Raw genomic sequence first — 19527 nt, 5'->3', positions numbered from 1 at the left:
GCGCCCTGCCGCCCCTTCAGTGACTTCAGTGACTTCAGTGACTTCAGTGACTTCAGTGACTTCAGTGACTTCAGTGACTTCAGTGACTGCTGCGACTGCCGCGCTGTACTGCCTCTCCCGCGGCCCTTACACCAAACCCTGCTCCGTCAGTTCCATCTTCAGCCAGGCATAGACGATCGGCGCAGCGATCATCCCTTCCATGCCAAAGACGGCCTCCAGCACCAGCATGGCGGTCAGCAGCTCCCACGCGCTCGCATCGACCCGCCCCCCCACGATCTTGGCATTGGTGAAATACTCCAGCTTGTGGACGAAGAGCAGGAATCCCACCGAGGCCAGGGCGACGGACGGCGATTCCCCGAGACTCAGCAGGACGATGATGCTGTTGGAGATCAGGTTCCCCACCACCGGCAGCAGGCCGGCCACGAAGGTGAGCAGGATCAGGAGGGTGACCATCGGGAGATGCACCCCGCACAAAGGAAGGATCACCGCCAGATAGAGGGTGGTCAGCACCGTGTTCAAAAGCGAAATCTTCACCTGCGCGAAGACCACCTTCTCGAAGGCATCGGTCAGCCGGGCGAGTCTCCCTTCCAGCCCTGCAGCCAGCGGGGGCTGTGACTTCTTCCCTTTGAGGCGGTGCAGCACGGCAATCGCACCGATGACCAGGCCGAAGAGGACGTGGGCGGCGGTCCTCACCCCCCAGACTCCGGCCTGCGACAGGTTGCGGCTGTGCTCTCTCAACACGGTGGCCACCTTTTGCCGCATCTGCTCCATGCTGTCCGGGACGTAGGGCGTCAGCCATGCGGGGAGGCTTCGCTTCAGGCCCTCCAGCCGCTCCGCCGCAGCCCCCATCAGCTCCCCCATCCCCTCGTGCCCCTGGATGAAGAGCCAGAGCCCGATGAAGCCGCCCGACACCGCGAACGTCACGACGAGGATGATCCCGGCCAGCGCCACCGCGTGCGCCTTGCTCCCCCATCGGGCGGGGAGGTGCCTGGCCAGCTTGGCGGTCAGCACGTACACGGCCAGCCCCGAGAGCGCCGCCGGCAGCAACTGATAGTACAGCACGGTCACGACCGCGACCACGGCCAGCAGGTAACTCCACAGCAAGGACGCCGCCATCGGGCACCTCCACTTCAGCCGGACGCTACCGGCTGGTTCAGGTAGTCACTGGTGGATTCATTGGAGAATATTACGTTGGGGCAGGGGATTTGCAACGGAGGCATTACATTTTGTTAATTATTACTGGTTTCCCTTACTGCTGTCTCAGTAAATTCCTGATAAAGGCAAAATGGCTGCCACAGCGGAAATTTTTCCAGGACCAGCAGGGTCCCGATAATCATCGTATTTTCAGAGAAATGGATGAGTTGAGACGACTTTGACAGTCAGGGGAACTCTTCTGAGATAAAATTAATCCCTTGCAATAGACAGTAACAAATGGTAAATAGAGAATAAACAAATTTAACTAATTTAATGTTAGCGCTCGCCTAAAATCCTGAGTTTCCCGGCCCAATCTGAGAGAGAAAAACATCCGCTGGAGAGTCTTTCGATCCTCCGGACGGTCTGAGAGGGGCGCAGCAAACCACCCCCGAGGGGGGGCGTGCCAAGGTATCGGGACGAGTTGGAGACACCATGCATCAGGCGGACATTCTGCTTGTAGAGGACGACACCAACTGGAAAGAACTGTCGCTCAGGGCGTTGAAAAAGGCGGGTTTCCACCGGATTACGGTGGCCAGGGACGGGGTTGAGGCCCTTTCCCTGCTCTTCGGCGAAGGGGAGCCCAAGGGGGGCGAGGGGAGCGAGCGGATCGTCCTTTTGGACATCAAGCTCCCCAAGATCGACGGCATTACGGTCCTGCAGCGGATCCGCGGTGACGAGCGGACCAAGGATCTCAACGTCTTCGCGCTGTCGTCCTCGGAGGATCCCAGCGAGCTCGAGGAGTGCTGCAAGCTGGGGGTGCTGGCGGTGCTCCCCAAGCCGCTCGACCCGGAGACCATCAAACTCTACTTTCCCGACAAGGCGGCGTAGGCCGCCTTCTTCCTGTTTCCGGCCACCGGGGTCTTCAGGGCATCCTCGATGACGATCTCCAGCTCGGCCAGGGAGATCTCCTTCAGCCCCAGGGCACGTGCCTCCGCGCTCGCGAAGAGGACTACGTCCGCCTCGGTCCGCAGCCCCACCCCAAGTTTCCTGCAGGTCAGGTTGGCCAGCCGGACGGTCCCCAGGATGACGTCGCCGGGATCCCACTGGTCGGCGTCGTGTCCGGCCACCACCCGGCAGTAAACCTCCGGCATGTGCCACTGGACCATCAGCCTAAGCCCCTCCTCCACGTGCAGGGTCTCCAGCACCTCGGTCAAGACCGCCAGGTTGGCGGCCGCCTTGAACTGCTCCTCCTTGCAGACCCCCTCCATCAGCTTCAGCAGATAGAGCTTGCCGATGTCGTGCAATAGCCCTCCCAGGAAGGCCTCCTGGGCCTTGGCCGGGTAGCCTGACTTCTGGGCCAGCCACTTGCTCCCGACCGCACAGCTCAGGGCATGCCGCCAGAGGGTCTGCATCAGGCTCCCGAAGCGCGCGTCCTTCGAGCGGTAGAGATCCTGCTGGGTGGTCAGCATCACGAGGTTGGTCACCTCACCGGCCCCCAGGCGGATGATCGCCTCCCGGATGGTCTCCACCTTGCTGAGCCCCGCGTAGAAGGCGGAGTTGGCCACCCGCAGCACGTTGGAGGCGAGGCCGGGGTCGGCGATGATCAACTGGTGGACGTCCTCGATGCTGTAGTCGCTCTGGGCCAAAACCTGCTGAAGCTTGACCGCCACCGCGTGGAAGACCGGGATGCTCGGGGTTCCCGCCGCCATTCTCGCCTTGACCACCTCAACCAGTGAATTCGATGTCTTCATCTCGTTTCCTCGTCCCGTCATGGTTCGGGCCGCCTCAGCACCCCAGGATGCGCCGCAGGTCGCCGAGCGGGCGCGGCACGCCCACCCGCGGGAGGTCGCGGAGCACCTCGTGGATGGAGACGAGCCCCCTGGCCGCCTTCACTAACCCGTCCTCGAAGAGGGTGACCATTCCCGGGGTCTCCATCGCGAGATTCCTGAGCTCGGTGGAGGAGCGGTTCTGCATAATCCCTTCCTTCATCGCCTCGCTCATGGTCAAAAGCTCGAAGACCGCCATCCTTCCCCGGAACCCGGTGAAGCGGCAGCTCTTGCAGCCGCGCCCCATGCGGAACTCGGTACCCCCGAGGTCCTTGGCGGTGTACCCCAGCCGGCTGAACTCGGCGGCGGTCGGCACGTACGGTTCCGCGCAGTCGTTGCAGACGAGCCGCAGCAGGCGCTGGGCGACCACGCAGGTGATGGTGGAGGAGATCAAAAACGGCTCGATCTGCATGTGCATCAGCCGCAGGATGGCGCCGATGGTATCGACGGTGTGGAAGGTGGTGAGCACCTTGTGGCCGGTGAGCGCCGCCTGGATGGCGGTCTCCGCCGAGAAGGTGTCGCGGATCTCCCCGAGCACGATCACGTCCGGGTCCTGGCGCACGATGTGCCGCAGGGTCTCCTCGAAGGTCACCCCGATCTTCGGGTTGATGGAGCACTGGGCGATCCCGTCCAGCACGAACTCGACCGGGTCCTCGGCGGTGATGATGCTGGTGTCGAGACTGTTGAGCCTGCTGACGCAGCTGTAGAGGGTCGAGGTCTTGCCGTGGCCGGTAGGGCCGGTGATCACCATGATGCCGGAGGGGGCATCGAGGGAGTCCTCGACGAACTGGTCCAGCATGCGGGGCGCCATGCCGATCTCCTTCACGTCCAGGATCGACTCCTTCTTGCTCAAAAGCCGCAGGACCACCTTCTCTCCGAAGATGGTGATGAAGAAGGAGACTCGCAGGTCGAGGGTGAAGCCGTGCTGCCTGCTGTCGTAGAGGATCCTGCCGTCCTGGTGGCGCCGCTTCTCGGCGATGTCCGCCTGGGCCATGACCTTGATGCGGGAGCAGAGCTGGGGGGCGATCTCCAGCGGGAGCTCGAGGTGGGGGGTCATCACGCCGTCGTGGCGGAAGCGGATCCGGAGCCGATCCTTCAACGGCTCGATGTGGATGTCGCTCGCCCCGTGGCTCATCGCCTCGTCGAAGAGCTTGTTGATGATCCCCACCACCGTGTTCTCGTCGGCCTCGAGGACGTCTTCGCTGACGGCGCTGGTTTCGGCGGCGGAGATGGCGGAGAGGATCGCCTTTCTGCTGGCGATGGAGGGCTCGAGGTTATGGCCGAAGAGGGACTCGGCGGTGACCCGCGCCCGCTGCTCGAGGGGATTGGCGAAGGCGACCGAGGCGACGCCGTTTTCCGTCCCGAGCGGCACGAAGAGCCCCTCGCGGAAGATGTGGAACGGGGCCCGGGAAAAGAGCTTGCGGTCGAGCTTGCGGAACTCGAGCTCGGCCACCGGGAAGCCGAGCTGAAAGGAGAGTACCTCGATCAGCTTGCGTTCGTTGATGTAGCCGTTCTCGACGATGATGTCCCCGAGCATCCGGCGCTCGGCCGATTCCCGCTGGAGGTTGAGGGCGGCTTCCAGCTCGCTCTTTCTCAGGTAGCCGAGCTCCACCAGGAAGTCGCCGATCCTCAGCGAGGGGGAATTTTTGCGCAGGGTGCTGGCGAGGTCTTCGTGGGTGAGGTACTCCAGTTCCTGGAGCACGTCGATCAGCGTCTTGGCGGTCTGGAGCTTGCCGTGCACGCGCTGGGCGTAGGCGAGCTGCTGAGTGGTGATGACCCCTTCCTTCACGAGGAGGGCGGCGATCTCTCCGGCGGCCTCGCTCTGCTGGGGCTGGGGTGTCGTCTCCGTCATAGTGCTCCCTCAGGTGGCCGGGCCGGCCGCGGCCTGGCCGGCGTGGGGGAAGGATATCCCGGTCTCCGGGGGACGGGTTCGGCAGGCTCGTTCGCTAGATACAGAAAAGGCCCCCCACTGGTGGAGAGCCTTCTGCTGAATAGGGGGGAAGGTATCAATTTTCCTTCTTCTCGTCGTCGCGACCGGGTTTGATCTCGATCTCGTCCTTTCCGGAAGTGGCTTTCTTGAAGTTCCTGATACTTTTTCCCAGAGCACCGCCGATCTCGGGTAGCCTGTTGGCGCCGAAAACCACCAGCACGATGACAAGTACCACGATCAGTTCAGGCATCCCGAATCCGAACATAAGCACTCCTTTCTCGCTAGGTTCATGAGTTTTTGCAGTATCGCATCGAAGACTGAAAAAAGTCAAGCAGTTGCGGCTTCCCGCCGTCAATCCGCTCCCAGCAGGGGTGTGGAGACCTTTTCGGCAGCCGCCGGCAAACCTTTAGTGTCCCCGTGATTTCCCATGAAAATTGTTTTTACCAAACGCCCATTAAAAATGATTGTCTTTTACCGGAGATTTTGCTATAGGAAAACCCTCTTCCCAACGGCTAACTCCAGGAGATTCCCGTGAACAAGACCATTCTGCTGGTGGAAGACAACCCGGACGACGAAGCACTCACCCTGAGGGCGGTAAAGAAGCACATGCCGCACGCCATCGTGGTGGCCCGCGACGGAGCCGAGGCTCTGGATTACCTGTTCGCCACCGGGAGCCACGCCTCCCGCGACCAATCGATCGCCCCGCTCATCGTCCTGCTGGACCTGAAACTCCCCAAGGTGAACGGGCTCGAGGTGTTGAGAAGGATCAGGGAGGACTGCCGCACCCGCGCCATCCCCGTGGTGATCTTCACCTCCTCGACCGAGGAGCAGGACATCCTCGACAGCTACCGGCTGGGGGCCAACAGCTACATCAGGAAACCGGTCGACTACGGGCAGTTCTGCGACGACCTGAAGCAGGTGATGACCTACTGGCTCAGCGTCAACCAGCTCCCGCCCCACAGAACCTGCGCCGCCTGAGCCTGCCTTCTCTCAAAAGTCCCCCTTGTTAAAGGGGGATTTAGGGGGATTTGCCTTTCTATCCGTCAACAGCAAATCCCCCCTGTCCCCCCTTTGACAAGGGGGGGACGCCACGCCAGCAGCGTCTCCCTCGATTGAGCCACGTCCAAGCCCCCCCGGGCCCTGCCCCCCCTTGTAGCGCAGCTAGCTGCGTGCTATGATCCCCGCCATGGAAAAATTCGAACTTGTGACCGGATTTGAACCGCGGGGGGATCAGCCGCGCGCCATCGAGGAGCTGAGCGACGGTGTTTTGCGCGGCGACCGCCACCAGGTGCTCCTCGGCGTCACCGGCTCCGGCAAGACCTTCACCATGGCCCAGGTGATCGCCCGCGCCAACCGCCCCGCCCTGGTGCTCGCTCCCAACAAGACCCTGGCCGCCCAGCTCTACGGCGAGTTCAAGGAGCTCTTCCCCCATAACGCCGTCGAGTACTTCGTCTCCTACTACGACTACTACCAGCCGGAAGCCTACATCCCCGCCTCCGATACCTTCATCGAGAAGGACTCGTCCATCAACGACGAGATCGACAAGTTCCGCCACTCCGCCACCCGTAGCCTCCTGACCCGCCGCGACGTCATCATCGTCGCCTCGGTCTCCTGCATCTACGGCATCGGCTCCCCGGAGTCGTACCAGGAGATGCAGATCCGCCTGAGGGAGGGGGACGAGCTCGGCCGCGACGAACTGTTGCAGCGCCTGGTCGCCATCCAGTACGAGCGTAACGACGTCGACTTCCACCGCGGCACCTTCCGGGTGCGCGGCGACACGGTCGAGGTCTTCCCGGCCCACGACGACGAACGGGCAATTAGGATCCAGTTCTTCGGGGACACCATCGACGCCATCGGCGAGATCGACCCTTTGCGTGGGGTGCAGCTGCAAAAGCTCTCCCGTTTCGCCATCTACCCGGCCTCCCACTACGTCGCCTCCCGCGCCACCCAGGAGCGGGCGGTGGAGCAGATCCGGCTCGAGCTCGAGGAGCGGCTCCGCTACTTCCGGGGACAGAACATGCTCCTCGAGGAGCAGCGGATCGAGCAGCGCACCTTCTTCGACATCGAGATGATCGAGCAGATGGGGTTTTGCCAGGGGATCGAGAACTACTCCCGCCATTTCGACGGCCGCCTCCCGGGGGAGGCTCCCTATACTCTCCTCGACTACTTCCCCTCCGACTACCTGATGGTGATCGACGAGTCGCACATCACCGTGCCGCAGGTGGGGGGGATGTACCGCGGCGACCGCAGCCGCAAGGAGACCCTGGTCAACTACGGTTTCCGGCTCCCCTCCGCGCTGGACAACCGCCCCCTCACCTTCCAGGAGTTCCAGAAGAAGCTCAACCAGGTCGTCTACGTCTCGGCCACCCCGGCCGATTACGAGCTGAAGGTCTCGGAAGGGGTGGTGGTCGAGCAGGTGATCCGTCCCACCGGCCTCATCGACCCCGCCATCGAGGTGCGTCCGGCCGCGGGCCAGGTCGACGACCTTTTGCACGAGGCGCGGGAGACTGCCGCCCGCGGCGAGCGGGTGCTGGTGACCACGCTGACCAAGCGGATGGCCGAGGAGCTGACCGACTACTACCGCGAGCTCGGGGTGAAGGTCCGCTACCTCCATTCCGACATCGATACCTTCCAGAGGATGCAGATCCTCCGCGAGTTGAGACTCGGCGAGTTCGACGTGCTGGTGGGGATCAACCTGCTCAGGGAGGGTCTCGACCTCCCCGAGGTCTCGCTGGTGGCCATCCTGGACGCCGACAAGGAAGGGTTCCTCCGCTCCACCCGCTCGCTCATCCAGACCTGCGGACGCGCGGCCCGCAACGTCTCGGGCCGCGTCATCATGTACGCGGACAAGGTGACCGGGTCGATGCAGGACGCCATCGACGAGACGCTTCGCCGCCGCGAGCTGCAGACCGCCTACAACGTGGAGAACGGCATCACCCCGGAAAGCGTCCGCAGGATCATCGGCGACGCCTTGCAGGCCCCCGAGGAGCGTGACTGGGTCACCGTCCCGACGGTCCCCGACGAAGTGGAAAAGGTGAAGGATATCCCGAAGCTCGTCAAGAAGCTGAGGAAGGAGATGCTGACCGCGGCGAAGGCGATGGAGTTCGAACGCGCAGCAGAGCTGAGGGACCGGATTAAGAGGCTGGAGACGGGGGAGCTGGTTAGCGGGTAACGTATCCTCCCCTCCCCCCTGGAGGGGGAGGGCTAGGGTGAGGGGGAGGCCGGCTTCGGCACTTCGTGGAAGCCTCCCCCACCCCCTGCCCCCCTCCCTCAAGGGGAGGGGGAATCGCTGTTGTGGCTGCCCACCGTACCTGTGGATGGACGCATGCGGATATAAAAAAAAGGGGACCAGCCTGGTGAGGCGGTCCCCTTCTCGTTACTCGGTAGCCGGTGCGGGCGAGCCGGACGGCTTTTTCCGCCGGCGTCTTCTGCGCCGCTTCTTCTTGGCGGTGCCTTCTTCGCCCCCCTCCTCGCCGGGCGCCGGCGGGGCCTCCTCGACAGGCTGCTCGGCAGCGAATCGCTCCCACCACTGCGCGAGCGATTTCTTGGCGGGCGCGAGCCGCTCCATGAAACGGAGGTAGTCCAGGGCGTCCGGGAAGATCGCCCTCGCCACCACGCCGCGGCCGTTGCGGCCGGGAGTTTTCTGGAAACGGTGCTGGCAGGAGAGGATCTCGCGGACCGCTATCAGTACCCGGTTGGGGATGGCTACCGTCAGCCCGAGCTCCCCGGCAAAGGAGGCCACCGCCATGTCGGTGGCGAGCTGCGGCGCGGCCCCTTCGGCCCGGAAGGAGGCGACTTTATCCTCCAGGTACTCCCCGAACATCAGGGCAATCAGCAGCTGCGGCGAAACCTGCACCCCGCTCCCCACCTTCTCGTCCACCCATTCCAGTGCCTTACCCACCCGCGCATGGGGAAAGCCCCCCGACTCCCGCTCCAGCCAGGCGTCGAAATGCGGGAAGAGCGGGGCGAAAAGCCCGGTGCTCCTCATCATCTGGTAGGTACGCTCGCCTTCCCCCTTGAGGAGCATCTTGAGCATCTCTTCGTACAGGCGGGGGGGAGTGGCCTTGTTGATGGTCGAGCAGAGCTCGTTTAGGGCGGCCGCCGTCCTCTCCTCGATGTTGAAGCCGAGCATGGAGGCGAAGCGGACCGCGCGCAGCATGCGGACCGGGTCTTCGGTGAAACGGACCAGCGGATCGCCGATGGTGCGGATGACGCCGTTTTTGAGGTCCTCCATCCCCCCGACGTGATCGATGATCGAGAAGTCGGCGATGTTATAGAAGAGCGCATTGACGGTGAAGTCACGGCGGACCGCGTCTTCCTCGGGGGTGCCGAAGACGTTGTCGCGCAGCACCATCCCATCTTCGCTTTTCAGCATGCGCGGGCCGTGGCGGCGGGCGTCGCGCTCCCGGACGAACTGGTCGCCATCGTCGCGGGGCTCCGGGGGAGCGGCGGTCTCGGCGGTCTCGGCGGTCTCGGCGGTCTCGGCGGTCTCCGCGGTCTCGACGGCCTCCGCGGATTCGGCGGATTCGGCTGCCTCCGCACTGTCGACCGTGGAGCGGAAGGTGGCCACTTCGATGATCTCGTCGTGGAAATGAAGGTGGGCGAGGCGGAAACGGCGGCCGATCAGGCGGCAGTTGCGGAAGAGCTTCTTGAGCTGGCCGGGGGTGGCGTCGGTGACGACGTCGAAGTCTTTAGGCTCGCGCCCGAGCAGAAGATCGCGGACTCCGCCCCCTACCAAGTAGCCTATGAAGCCTTGCTCCTTGAGCTTGTAAAGGACCCGTACGCCATTTTGACTGAGAAGGGAGCGCGAGATGCCGTGTTCCGAGCGGGGTATGATGACTGTAGGTATGTTGGTGTTCATTGCCGCCAAAAATAACACAGATCACCGGCAAAGGCAAAGGTTGCAGAGTGCATTTTCTTGATTTTAGTCATACTTTTAGCTGACTTTTGGCGTTATGGTCACTATCATGAAAGATCGCGGAAAGGCACGGCGGCTCGTCACAGACAGCCACCGCCATCTCCTGAGTGCTTACCGAGGACTAAAGTGGCTTCCATGAATGAGACATCTCCCGCGCAGGCGGGATCGCCCGGCGGGGAAAAACCCGCAGGGAGGGCGGCCAAAGAGGCCAACGACATCAAGGTCCTCGAGACTTTCATCGGGTTCTACTGCCGCGGCAAACACGGCTCACGCAAGGGGGAACTCTGCACGAGCTGCCACGATCTGCTCGCCTACGCCCGGACCAAGCGCGCCAAGTGTCCGCTCGACCCCAAGCCCGACTGCAAGCATTGCCCGATTCACTGCTACGGGAAGAGCCAGCGGGCCGCCATCCGCGAAGTCATGGCCTATTCGGGACGGCGGCTGCTCCTCAGGGGGCGCCTCGATCTCCTGTGGCACTATTTCTTCTGATCCGTTATCGTATTTTTTCTTACGCCACCATTTAATTTCAAATAGCCAAGGGGACCAGGATGATCAGGAAAATCGTAAATATCGACCAGGAAAAATGCAACGGCTGCGGACTCTGCGTGCCGTCCTGCGCCGAGGGCGCCATCAGGATCGTCGACGGCAAGGCCCAGATTGCCGCCGACAACCTCTGCGACGGGCTCGGTGCCTGCCTCGGCGACTGCCCGCAGGACGCCATCACCATCATCGAGCGGGATGCCGACGAGTTCGACGAGGAGGCGGTAGAGAAACATCTCCACGCCGAGGCCGCTCCCCAGCCGAAACCGGCGCCGGCACCTCACCACGCGGGCCACGGCGGCTGCCCCGGCTCCCGGGTCGCCTCCTTTGCACCGGCCCCCTCCTCCGCCCCGGCGGCAGCGGGCGCGAGCCAGCCGAGCCAGCTCGCCCAGTGGCCGGTCCAGCTGCACCTGGTACCGGTCTCCGCCCCCTACTTCCAGGATGCCGACCTCCTGATCACCGCCGACTGCGTCCCCTTCGCCTACGCCGATTACCACCGGGATTTCCTGGCCGGCAAGGCCGTGGTGGTCGGCTGCCCCAAGCTCGACGACAACAACGCCTACCGCGAGAAGCTGACCGAGCTCTTCCGGGTCTCGGCCATCAAATCCATCACCGTGCTCCGCATGGAAGTCCCCTGCTGCGGCGGCATCGTCATGGCCGCCCGCCAGGCGCTGGCTGCCTCCGGTAAAGAGATCCCCTTCAAGGAGATCACCATCGGTATCCGCGGCGACGTGAAGTAGACTACACCACAAACGCTCCTCCCCCTCCGGAAACGGAGGGGTTCTCAGGCCGGCGCTAACCGGCCTTTTTTTCGTGCAAAACGTTTTCGGGACCAAAAAGATAATTTTAGTCTTTTTCCATTGACAAGGTATTAGGAGGCTGGTACAGTTTCCCCCATTAGAACTTATTTCCGAGCAAAGGAGACAGCGAATGAGCCTTACCACCCTGGTTACCAAGGAAGCTCCCGACTTTACCGCCCAGGCCGTTATGCCTGACAACACTTTCGCCGAGATGACCCTTTCCAACTACCGGGGGAAGTACGTCGTGCTCTTCTTCTACCCGCTCGACTTCACCTTCGTCTGCCCTTCCGAGATTCTCGCCTTCAACAAGCGTCTGGCCGAGTTCAAGGAGAAAAACTGCGAAGTGATCGGCGTGTCCATCGACTCCCGCTTTACCCATCTGGCCTGGAAAAACACTTCGGTCGACAACGGCGGCATCGGTAACATCCAGTACCCGCTGGTCGAGGACCTCAACAAAAATATTGCCCGTACCTACGGGATCCTGCTCAACGAGTCGGTCGCCCTGCGCGGCCTGTTTCTCATCGACACCAAAGGCGTCGTCCGTCACTCCGTCATCAACGACCTCCCGCTCGGCAGGAGCGTCAGCGAGGCGCTGAGGATGCTGGACGCACTCCAGTTCGTCGAGACCCACGGCGGCGAAGTTTGCCCGGCCAACTGGCAGGAAGGTGACGAGTCTATGAAGGCATCTAACGAAGGCGTAAAAACCTACCTGAAGAGAACTCACGGTAGCGGCAAATAAATTTCGTCCGGATCCTTCTTCCTGGAACGGCGCGGCCCTTGGCAGGGGGCCGCGCCGTTTCTTTTTGTAGGCCGTGCTCTTCTCCCCTCCCCTCCCCTGCGGATTCCTCCGGGAGAGCGGGGCCTTGCTTACCCCCTTTCAAGCCGCCTCGCCCGTACCGCCGTAAATACCCTTGCGGCTTGCCAATGAGGGGCAACTATGTTAAAAGGACATAGCTTTTAACCGCCAGGTACCCGTGTGGAGGAAGACGATGCGTAGGAACGCCATGCTGTTTCCCCTGTTGCTGGTCATGCTCGCTGCCACACCGTCCTTTGCGCTGGACGAACCGCAGCCGGACGCGATCGCCGAGAAGATGGCGTTCAAGCTCGTGCGCGGCGTGACCAACACGGTAACCTCGGTGGTGGAGATACCCAAACAGTCCTACCTGATGGCACGGGACCGCGGCGGCATCGCGTACGTGGTCGGGCCTCTCAAGGGGCTCGGGATGGGATTCTACCGGTTATTTACCGGCCTGACCGAGACCGTCTTCTTCGCCGTCCCCCAGCCGGGGTACTACGACTCCATGATCCAGCCGGAATTCGTCTGGCAGGGCTGGGACGAGAAGCGGGTCGAGCCGCGGCAAAAGAATCCGGAACAGAGTCCGGAGCAGAGTGCCGAGAACAAGGGAGAGTAAGATGAAGATGCCACGCCTGACCCTGCCGGCGGTGGTCCTGGCCGCCTGCCTGCTGACCTGCGCACCTTCGGCGAGAGCGCTGGAAAACCAGACCATCGAAAACGCCTCCGCCCAGGAGGTCGTCGACGGGATGGCGAACAAGCTGGCCCGCGGGGTCGCCAACATCGCCACCGGCTGGCTCGAAATCCCGAAACAGATCGTGAACACCTCCAAGGAGGAAGGGGTCGGCAAAGCGATTGCCGTCGGTCCCATCAAGGGTATCGGCATGACGCTGGTACGGACGATTTCCGGTGTGGCCGAGACGATGACCTTCTTCGTGTCGACGCCCGGGTTCTACGACCCGCTGATCGATCCCCCGTACGTGTGGCGCAAAGAGTAGATAACTGACCAAACGGGCCGGTAGCGGCCGTCGGCTGAGAGGAAATGGGAAGGGGGATCGTTGATCCCCCTTTTTTGTTGGCGGGAGCAGGGCAAAAAAAAAGGCCGCATCTTTCGATGCGGCCTTTTCGAACTCTCTGGAAAGAGAATTACTTTGCAGCCGGAGCGGCCGGAGCAGCCGGAGCTTCTTCTTTCTTCTCAGCTTTTTTCTCGGCTTTCTTGGCTTTTTTTGCTTTCTTTGCTTTTTTAGCTTTCTTAGCCGGAGCTTTCTTCTCAGCTTTCTCGTCTTTTTTCTCAGCAGCCGGAGCAGCAGCCGGAGCAGCGTCAGCAGCGAAAACAACACCAGCGAAAGCAACAGCAACGAGAGCGGCAACTACGGAGGACAGAACTTTTTTCATTTTGAAACTCCTTTGAGAAATGTTTGATAGTTTTCCAGTAGCACGCGACGTGCCAAGTTTTCATGAGTGTCACAAATCCCTGTTTCTTTGCACTTTTCATGAGAGAGATGCCCGAATCGGGCTTCATATCGCGCCCAAAGAACCCGAAATCCTCCAATGAGTACCTCAAATGCGGTATACTCATGATAAATTTGCCCAAGTCGGCTTCCCTTCGCGCCCCCGGGCCATATTGCTTGCCAGCGGGGAAGCATATTTGGTATTATGGCCGGTCATTGTAAAAGAAATCCGGGGGTTTTTTGAGCGACAACCTGCTTTTGACAGTTGAGAAGCCTGCCCGCTACATGGGCGGCGAAATGGGTGCCACAACCGGGAAGAGAGAGGGGATCGGTTTCGTCCTCGCCTTTCCCGACGTATATGAGATAGGGATGAGCCACCTGGGATTGCAGGTGCTCTACGGTGTTCTGAAGGAAGTATCCTGGATCGCCCCGGAGCGGGTGTATGCCCCGTGGCCGGACCTGGAGGCGATCCTGCGGGCCGAAAAAAGGCCGCTGGCGACCCTGGAAGGGGAACTTCCGCTGGCGTCGGCCGATATCCTCGGGTTCACGCTGCAGTACGAGCTTTCCTACACCAATATCCTCAACATGCTCGACCTGGCCGGGATTCCCCTGCTGGCTGCGGAGCGCGACAACTGCTACCCGCTGGTGATCGGCGGCGGCCCCTGCGCCTACAACCCGGAGCCGTTGGCCGACTTCTTCGACGCCTTCCTGATCGGCGACGGCGAAGAGGCGGTCATCGAGCTGGCCGCCTGCGTGCGGGACGCCAAAGAGGCGGGGCTCTCCAAGGGGGAGCTTTTGGAACGGCTGGCCCGCATCGAGGGGGTCTACGTCCCGAGCTTCTTCGAGGTGAGCTACCAGGACGACGGGCGGATCAGGGAGATCACCCCGCTCAAGCCGGGCTACCGGAGTGTGCGGCGGCGTTTTCTGGCCGACCTGGACAGCGCCTACTACCCGACCGCCCCGGTGGTTCCTTTCCTGAAGACGGTACACGACCGGGTCAGCGTGGAGATCTCCCGCGGCTGCACGCGCGGCTGCCGTTTCTGCCAGGCGGGGTACATCTACCGCCCCGTCCGCGAGCGGAGCCCGGAGCGGGTGCTGGAGATCGCCGAAGAGGCCTTCAAGAACACCGGCTACGACGAAGTTTCCCTCCTCTCGCTCTCCACCGGCGACTACGGCTGTCTCACCCCGCTGTTGAAGGGGCTGATGGACCGTTACGCGGCACAGAAGAAGGCGGTATCGCTTCCCTCCATGCGGGTGGGGAGCCTCAGCCCCGAGATGGCCGAGGAGATCAGGCGGGTCAGGAAGACCGGCTTCACCCTGGCCCCCGAGGCGGGGAGCGAGCGGCTGAGGAACGTCATCAACAAGGGGATCACCGAAGCAGACCTCTTGGACAACGCCCGGGCGGTGTTCGGCTCGGGTTGGCGGCTCATCAAGCTCTACTACATGATCGGGCTGCCGACCGAGACCATGGACGACCTGCAGGGGATCGTGGATCTCTCCCGCGAGGTGAAGCGGCAAGGTAAGTTCGCCGGCTCCGGCGGCGACGTCAACGTCTCCGTCTCCAGCTTCGTCCCCAAGCCCCACACCCCCTTCCAGTGGGAGGCGCAGATCTCCGAAGAGGAGATCGTCGAAAAGCAGCGCTGGCTCAGGGGCGCCCTCAGGCAGAAAAAGCTGATCATGAAGTGGCAGGAGTCCTCCCTTTCCGTCATGGAGGGTGTCTTCGCCCGCGGCGACCGGCGGCTCGGCAAGCTCCTCGTGGAGGCGCACCGGGTGGGCTGCCGCTTCGACGGCTGGTGGGAGCATTTCGACCGTGAGAAGTGGAACCAGGCGTTCGCGGCCACGGGCCTCGATCCCCGCTTCTACCACCGCCGGCGCGAGCTGGACGAGCCGCTCCCCTGGGATCACATCGACTGCGGCGTCACTCGCGACTTCCTGGCGGCCGAGCGTCAGGCGGCCCTCGTGGAGGCCGCCACCCCGGATTGCCGGGACGGTTTCTGCACCGGCTGCGGGGTCTGCGATTTCGATACCGTCAAACTGAGACTTCACGAGGCGGTTGCCTTCGACACCTATGCCTGCCAGCAGACAGGGCAGGAGCCGGGCGAGCAGGGGCAGCGAATCCGGATCCGTTTCGAGAAACTGGGAAGGATGCGTTACCTGAGCCACCTGGAAATGCTGACCCTCTTCACCCGCGCGGTCGGGCGGGCGGGCATTCCCATCAGGTACTCGCAGGGGTTCCATCCCCACCCGAAGTTCTCCTTCGCGACCGCGCTGTCGGTAGGTGTCGAGTCGTACGCCGAGTACATGGACTTCGAGGTCGAGCAGGGATACAGTGCGGAACAGCTGCAGACGGCCCTCAACGCGGCACTTCCCGAAGGGGTGCGGGTGGCGGAGGCGCGGGAGATCGGCCTGAAGGCGCCGTCACTCTCCGTTATTATGGAGCGGGTGCGCTACCGGGTGACCCTGCCGGAAGGGATGGCAACGGGCATCGAGGAGAAGGTGGAAGCCTTCCTGGCGCTCGCGTCGTGTCCGCTCCGGCGGGAAAAGAAGGGGAAGGTGATCGAGTTCGACCTCCGGGAGGAGCTCTCCGAGCTTACCGGGAGCGGAAACACGCTGGAGATGGTGGTCGGCCGCGGCAAGCCTGCCGAATACGCCGCCGCCATCCTCGGGGTCTCCACGGACGAGCTGAAAGACGCCCGTCTGGAAAAACTCGAGGTTCTCTTCAGTAACGAGCAGTAGCCGGGCCCGCCACCCGGCGCGCCCAGCTTGTCCGGCATAACCGGCAAGACTCGTTCCCAGATAGTTTATTTTTGATTTCAATATAGATGTAGAAGGGGTTTGTATGGGAAACGAGTTGGTCATCAACACAACTTCCCACGAGACCCGTATCGCCCTCATCGAGAACGGCACCATTGCGGAGCTGTACGTGGAGAGGAGCAGGGTCAAGGGGATCATCGGCAACATCTACAAGGGCAGGGTCGTGAGGGTGCTGCCCGGCATGCAGGCGGCATTCGTCGACATCGGGCTGGAAAAGGCCGCCTTTCTCTACGTGGCGGACGTCTTCGACTCGGTCGAGGAGTACGACACCTTCATCGAGCGCGAGGGTGAGGAACCGGTTCCCCACCCGCTGCACCCGATCGAGGAACTGCTCCAGGAGGGGCAGGAACTGTTGGTGCAGATCTCCAAGGAGCCGATCGGCACCAAAGGGGCCCGCATCACCGCCCACATATCGCTCCCCGGACGGCACCTGGTCTACATGCCGACCGTCGACCACGTGGGGATCTCCCGCCGGATCGAGGACGAGGTGGAGCGCGAGCGCCTGAAGGAGATCGTCGACCGGATCAAACCGGTCGGAGGGGGCTTCATCGTCCGTACCGTCTCCGACGGCAAGAGCGAGGAGGATCTGGTCGCCGACCTCCACTACCTCACCAAGCTCTGGGAGGAGATCGCCAAGAAGAAGGATAAGGCGGGGGCACCCACCCTCATCCACTCCGACCTGGACGTGACCCAGAAGGTGGTGCGCGACATCCTGACCGAGTCGGTCGAGCGGATCGTGGTGGACTCGAAGCCCGAGCACGACAAGATCGTGCAGTTCATCAGCACCTTCATGCCGAAGATGAAGTATTCGATCGAGCTCTACGACGATGAGGAGCCGATCTTCGACCACTTCGGCCTCGAGGTGGAGATCAGCCGGGCGCTCGGCCGGAAGGTCTGGCTGAAAAGCGGCGGTTACATCATCATCGAGCAGACCGAGGCGCTGACCGCCATCGACGTGAACACCGGGCGCTACGTCGGCAAGCACAACCTCGAAGACACCATCCTGAAAACCAACCTGGAGGCGGTGAAGGAAATCGCCTATCAGCTCCGGCTCAGGAACCTGGGCGGGATCATCATCATCGACTTCATCGACATGGAGAAGGAGGTGAACCGCGAGAAGGTCTACGGTGCTCTGGAGGAGGCGCTGAAAAGCGACAAGTCCAAGACCAACATCCTCAAGATCTCCGAGCTGGGCCTCGTGGAGATGACCAGGAAGCGGGTCCGCGAAAGCCTCGGGAGGATGATGTGCGAGCCGTGCCCCTACTGCGAGGGAAGGGGCTACGTGAAGTCCAAGATCACCGTATGCCACGAGATCTTCCGGGAGCTCCGCCGGGAGATGCTGGACATCCGCGGCACCAAGGTGATGCTGACCGTTCACCCCCAGGTGGCCGACCTTCTCTACGACGAGGAGCGCCGCGGCCTGGAGGAGCTGGAGAAAAACTTCAAGAAGCGGATCACCGTCCGCGCCAAGCCCGGGTTCCATCAGGAGCAGTTCGAGGTCGCCGTCAGCTAGATCCGGCGGGCCCAGAACTCCATCCCTCCCCCCCCACTTGGTGAAAACTCTCCCCCCTTTGAAAAAGGGGGGCCGGGGGGGATTTCGGCACCGCAGCATACAGACAAATCCCCCTAAATCCCCCTTTTGCAAAGGGGGACTTTTTTAACCTTTTACGTAGATTTGCAAAGGAGAGGCAATGATCGGAACCCCGCTTAAAAAAGGCGCCACCAAGATTATGCTGCTCGGCTCGGGTGAGCTTGGCAAAGAGGTCGTCATCGAGGCCCAGCGGCTTGGCATCCAGGTCGTCGCGGTCGACCGCTATGCGAACGCACCGGCCATGCAGGTCGCCCACAGCAGCCACGTCATCGACATGCTCAACCGCGCCGAACTGGAGCGGGTGGTCCGATTGGAGAAACCGGACTACATCGTGCCGGAAATCGAGGCGATCGACACCACCTACCTTTTGGAGCTCGAAAAGGAAGGTTTCAACGTCATCCCGACCGCCCGGGCAACCAACCTCACCATGAACCGCGAGGGAATCCGCCGCCTGGCCGCCGAAGAGCTGGGGCTGCCGACCGCCGCCTACCGCTTCGCCTCCACCCTGGAAGAGTTCCGGGCCGCGGTGGACGCCATCGGGGTTCCCTGCGTGGTGAAGCCGATCATGAGCTCCTCCGGGAAAGGGCAGAGCGTGCTGCGCGACCGCGCGCTTCTCGAACGCTCCTGGAACTATGCGCTGGAAGGCGCCCGCGGCGCCTCCGACACCGTCATCGTCGAGGAATTCATCCCCTTCGATTACGAGATCACCCTCCTTACCGTCCGCTCCACGAACGGCACCTCGTTCTGCCCGCCCATCGGCCACCGCCAGATCGACGGCGACTACCACGAGTCGTGGCAGCCGATGGGAATGGATCCCGCGGTGCTGGCCGAGGCCCAGCGCCAGGCCGAGGCGGTGACCACCGCCCTGGGCGGGCGCGGCATCTTCGGTGTCGAGTTCTTCATCAAGGGGGACAAGGTCTTCTTCAGCGAAGTCTCCCCCCGCCCGCACGATACCGGCATGGTCACTCTTCTCTCCCAGAACGTCTCCGAGTTCGAGCTCCATGTGCGCGCGATCCTCGGGCTGCCGGTTCCCACCATCGAGAACCTCGGGCCGGCCGCTTCCCACGTCATCCTGGCCGAGGACCAAGCCGAAGAGGTCGCCTTCCAGGGAGTCGCCGACGCGCTGTCGGTCCCGACCGCCAAGATCAGGCTGTTCGGTAAGCCGGACACCCGCAAAGGGCGCCGCATGGGTGTCGCCCTCTGCTTCGGCAAAGACACCGACGACGCGAGGAAGCGCGCCGAAGAGTCCGCCCACGCCGTTACCATCGCCAACGTCTAGCGTTGGCTTCCATCCCCTCCCTCACTTCTGCTCCTCTCCCGGAGGGCGAGGGGATATAAGGGGGCTGATCCCTGGCAAGGGGACAGGCACTGCCGTCCCGATCTCGATGCAACGGAGGAACTAACATGGTTTTCGCTGCGAAGGTAACCGAGGTACCGGAGTGGGGCAAGAAGCTGGTCGAGATCGAAGGCCAGCAGGTCCTGCTTTTGAAGATGAAGGGGGTCGTGTACGCCTGCGAGCGCGAGTGTCCGCACCAGGGCGCGCCGCTGGAAGGCGCGCTGGTGAAGGAGGCGGGAAAGCTCTCCTGCCAGCGGCACGGCTACCGCTTCGACCTGAAGACCGGAGCCTGCGAGGGACACCCGGAATGCACGCTGAAGATCTACCCGGTGGAGATCCGCGGGGACGAGATCTTCGTCGAGCTGTCATAAGATATACTCCCTCCACACTATGA

18 protein-coding genes are annotated in these 19527 nt (G+C 62.5%); 12 read left to right on the top strand and 6 right to left on the bottom strand.

The window, feature by feature from the left end:
- Window positions 1-126: 126 nt before the first annotated feature.
- Window positions 127-1116, bottom strand: a complete 990-nt coding sequence (locus L4X63_RS05090; RefSeq protein ID WP_250677503.1) for an AI-2E family transporter — start codon at window positions 1114-1116, stop codon at window positions 127-129.
- Window positions 1117-1626: 510 nt separating this feature from the next.
- Between L4X63_RS05090 and L4X63_RS05085 the strand changes: the two genes are divergently transcribed.
- On the top strand, window positions 1627-2022 hold the full coding sequence (locus L4X63_RS05085) for a response regulator (protein ID WP_250677502.1): 396 nt from the start codon (window positions 1627-1629) through the stop codon (window positions 2020-2022).
- Here the strand turns inward: L4X63_RS05085 and L4X63_RS05080 are convergent.
- From L4X63_RS05080 to L4X63_RS05070, 3 genes are all read right to left on the bottom strand, one after another.
- A complete protein-coding gene (locus L4X63_RS05080; RefSeq protein ID WP_250677501.1) occupies window positions 1998-2885 on the bottom strand; it encodes an HDOD domain-containing protein in 888 nt (295 codons plus the stop codon). The genes L4X63_RS05085 and L4X63_RS05080 overlap by 25 nt on opposite strands.
- 34 nt (window positions 2886-2919) lie before the next feature.
- Window positions 2920-4812, bottom strand: a complete 1893-nt coding sequence (locus tag L4X63_RS05075; protein ID WP_250677500.1) for a GspE/PulE family protein — start codon at window positions 4810-4812, stop codon at window positions 2920-2922.
- A gap of 154 nt (window positions 4813-4966) precedes the next feature.
- Entirely contained in the window at window positions 4967-5155 is a 189-nt protein-coding gene (locus L4X63_RS05070) for a twin-arginine translocase TatA/TatE family subunit (protein WP_250677499.1), read from the bottom strand.
- 266 nt (window positions 5156-5421) lie between these two features.
- On the opposite strand from L4X63_RS05070, the gene L4X63_RS05065 reads away from it, so the two are divergent.
- Entirely contained in the window at window positions 5422-5868 is a 447-nt protein-coding gene (locus L4X63_RS05065; protein ID WP_250677498.1) for a response regulator, read from the top strand.
- 208 nt (window positions 5869-6076) lie between these two features.
- On the top strand, window positions 6077-8062 hold the full coding sequence (uvrB, locus tag L4X63_RS05060; protein WP_250677497.1) for an excinuclease ABC subunit UvrB: 1986 nt from the start codon (window positions 6077-6079) through the stop codon (window positions 8060-8062).
- A 204-nt stretch (window positions 8063-8266) separates the two neighbouring features.
- On the opposite strand, the gene L4X63_RS05055 is transcribed toward uvrB, so the two are convergent.
- Entirely contained in the window at window positions 8267-9751 is a 1485-nt protein-coding gene (locus L4X63_RS05055) for a tRNA nucleotidyltransferase/poly(A) polymerase-related protein (protein ID WP_250677496.1), read from the bottom strand.
- A gap of 192 nt (window positions 9752-9943) precedes the next feature.
- Here L4X63_RS05055 and L4X63_RS05050 point away from each other — a divergent pair, with 192 nt between their 5' ends.
- The 5 genes from L4X63_RS05050 to L4X63_RS05030 all read left to right on the top strand — a co-directional run bounded on the left by L4X63_RS05050 (window position 9944) and on the right by L4X63_RS05030 (window position 12939).
- Entirely contained in the window at window positions 9944-10297 is a 354-nt protein-coding gene (locus tag L4X63_RS05050; protein ID WP_250677495.1) for a nitrous oxide-stimulated promoter family protein, read from the top strand.
- 59 nt (window positions 10298-10356) lie between these two features.
- Entirely contained in the window at window positions 10357-11088 is a 732-nt protein-coding gene (locus L4X63_RS05045) for an ATP-binding protein (RefSeq protein ID WP_250677494.1), read from the top strand.
- A gap of 190 nt (window positions 11089-11278) precedes the next feature.
- On the top strand, window positions 11279-11887 hold the full coding sequence (locus L4X63_RS05040; RefSeq protein ID WP_250677493.1) for a peroxiredoxin: 609 nt from the start codon (window positions 11279-11281) through the stop codon (window positions 11885-11887).
- A gap of 250 nt (window positions 11888-12137) precedes the next feature.
- Entirely contained in the window at window positions 12138-12560 is a 423-nt protein-coding gene (locus tag L4X63_RS05035; protein ID WP_250677492.1) for an exosortase system-associated protein, TIGR04073 family, read from the top strand.
- Between the two features lies 1 nt (window position 12561).
- Window positions 12562-12939 (top strand): exosortase system-associated protein, TIGR04073 family, encoded by a 378-nt coding sequence (locus L4X63_RS05030; RefSeq protein WP_250677491.1) that lies wholly within the window; start codon window positions 12562-12564, stop codon window positions 12937-12939.
- A 148-nt stretch (window positions 12940-13087) separates the two neighbouring features.
- On the opposite strand, the gene L4X63_RS05025 is transcribed toward L4X63_RS05030, so the two are convergent.
- Complete coding sequence (locus L4X63_RS05025) at window positions 13088-13336, bottom strand: hypothetical protein (RefSeq protein ID WP_250677490.1); 249 nt, start codon at window positions 13334-13336, stop codon at window positions 13088-13090.
- 296 nt (window positions 13337-13632) lie between these two features.
- Here L4X63_RS05025 and L4X63_RS05020 point away from each other — a divergent pair, with 296 nt between their 5' ends.
- From L4X63_RS05020 to L4X63_RS05005, 4 genes are all read left to right on the top strand, one after another.
- Entirely contained in the window at window positions 13633-16128 is a 2496-nt protein-coding gene (locus L4X63_RS05020; protein ID WP_250677489.1) for a TIGR03960 family B12-binding radical SAM protein, read from the top strand.
- 103 nt (window positions 16129-16231) lie between these two features.
- Entirely contained in the window at window positions 16232-17719 is a 1488-nt protein-coding gene (locus tag L4X63_RS05015) for an Rne/Rng family ribonuclease (RefSeq protein WP_250677488.1), read from the top strand.
- Between the two features lie 178 nt (window positions 17720-17897).
- Complete coding sequence (purT, locus tag L4X63_RS05010; RefSeq protein ID WP_250677487.1) at window positions 17898-19076, top strand: formate-dependent phosphoribosylglycinamide formyltransferase; 1179 nt, start codon at window positions 17898-17900, stop codon at window positions 19074-19076.
- Window positions 19077-19201: 125 nt separating this feature from the next.
- Window positions 19202-19504, top strand: a complete 303-nt coding sequence (locus tag L4X63_RS05005; RefSeq protein WP_250677486.1) for a Rieske (2Fe-2S) protein — start codon at window positions 19202-19204, stop codon at window positions 19502-19504.
- The last annotated feature ends 23 nt before the right edge of the window (window positions 19505-19527 follow it).

This window comes from Geomonas sp. Red32, assembly GCF_023652955.1.
Lineage (GTDB): Bacteria > Desulfobacterota > Desulfuromonadia > Geobacterales > Geobacteraceae > Geomonas.
The sequence above is the reverse complement of the archived record's forward strand: the minus strand, read 5'-3'. Positions and strand labels throughout refer to the sequence as shown.